The sequence below is a fragment of the Neisseria sp. HMSC074B07 genome (assembly GCF_001810355.1).
GTDB lineage: Bacteria > Pseudomonadota > Gammaproteobacteria > Burkholderiales > Neisseriaceae > Neisseria.
Genome location: NZ_KV800960.1, coordinates 1 through 1,299, shown reverse-complemented (window position 1 = coordinate 1,299; position 1,299 = coordinate 1). Strand labels below are relative to the sequence as shown.

Here is a 1,299-nt window from a genome sequence, read left to right as displayed (position 1 = left end):
TTTCGCCGCGACGCCTTTGGCGATGTCGGCTTTGACGGCTTTAGACAGGTCAACCGCGTAGTCGGTTACGTTGTCGGCGTCTTTGTTGCCTTTAGTTACGACGATGTTGTCGGAACCTGCGGAGACGCTTGCGCCGTCTGCGTTAACAGTGTAAACGGTTTGACCGTTCGCACCTTGTTTGCTAGTGACACCGGCGATGTTGGTACCGGCTTCGACTTCGGTCTTGGCGGCGGCAGTCAGACGGTTCAGCTGTCCGACGTTGGCGGCATCGGTGTCTTTCACACCGGCGGCAACGTTGCTGATGGCTTTGTTGCCTGCGTTGATGCCGTCGGTAGTGATGTTCACATCGCCTGCTTTCAGACCGTCTTTACCCAGAGCCACTTTGTCGCCGACTTTGACGCCGTCGTTGTTCACAACGGTATCGCCTGCGGTGAAGCTGTCGGCTTTGAGGTTAGGTGCGGTCGCCACTTTGTAAGTGGTGCTGCCGTCGGCATTTTGCTCAGGTGTAACGACGATGTTGGCGTTGCCGCTGTCCACTTTGGACGTGGCTTTCGCTGCGGCTGCTTTGAGCTGTGCAACGTTTACTGCGTCGGTGTCATCTTCGCCTGCGGCGATGTCGGTGACTTTGTTGCCGCCGTTGTTCAGACCGTCTTTGGTCAGGCTGACGGGCTTGCCTGCCTTGCCGTTGCCCACGGTCAATCCGTTGTCGGTCAGAACGCTGTCGCCTACGGTTACTTTGTCGAAGGAGACGTCGTCTGAAGTCGCTACGGTGATGTTCTTACCGTTGCGGCTGACTTTGACGTTTTTGCCTTCTTTAAAGGTTACGGTGTCGCCTGCGCCGATTTTTTCAGACGAGGTTTCGTCGTTGGCATTCAGGTTCCAGCCTTTGTCGGCAGTTTCTTTGACTGCGGCAATGGCGTCATGGACGTTGTCTTTGCCTGTACCGCCGATGTCGGTGGTGGTCACGTTGCCTTTGTTGTTGGCCGCGTTACCGCCGAGGATTTTCGCCAGGTTGGCTTGGGCTGCGTTCAACTGCTCTTCGCTTGCGGCTTGGCCTTTAGTGGCAAAGTCCGCACCGCCCAGGGTGGTGTTGCTCAGACCGGAAATCAGACCGGCGGTACCGTCGATCACGAGCGGTTTGTTGCCTTTGCCTGCTTTGCCGACGGTAATCTTGTCAGCCAGCGAGAAGCCGATGCCGTTTTCGTCGGCGCGGGTCAGGATGCTGCCGTCGCCTTTGACGCTCAGGCTGTCACCCAGTTTCTTCGCACCGGTCGTGCCGTTGTCGGCGGCAAAGGTCAG

The 1,299-nt window shown here is 57.4% G+C and carries 1 pseudogene; it reads right to left on the bottom strand.

The window, feature by feature from the left end:
• Positions 1 to 1,299, bottom strand: a pseudogene (locus tag HMPREF2726_RS09205) (hypothetical protein); the annotation flags it as partial.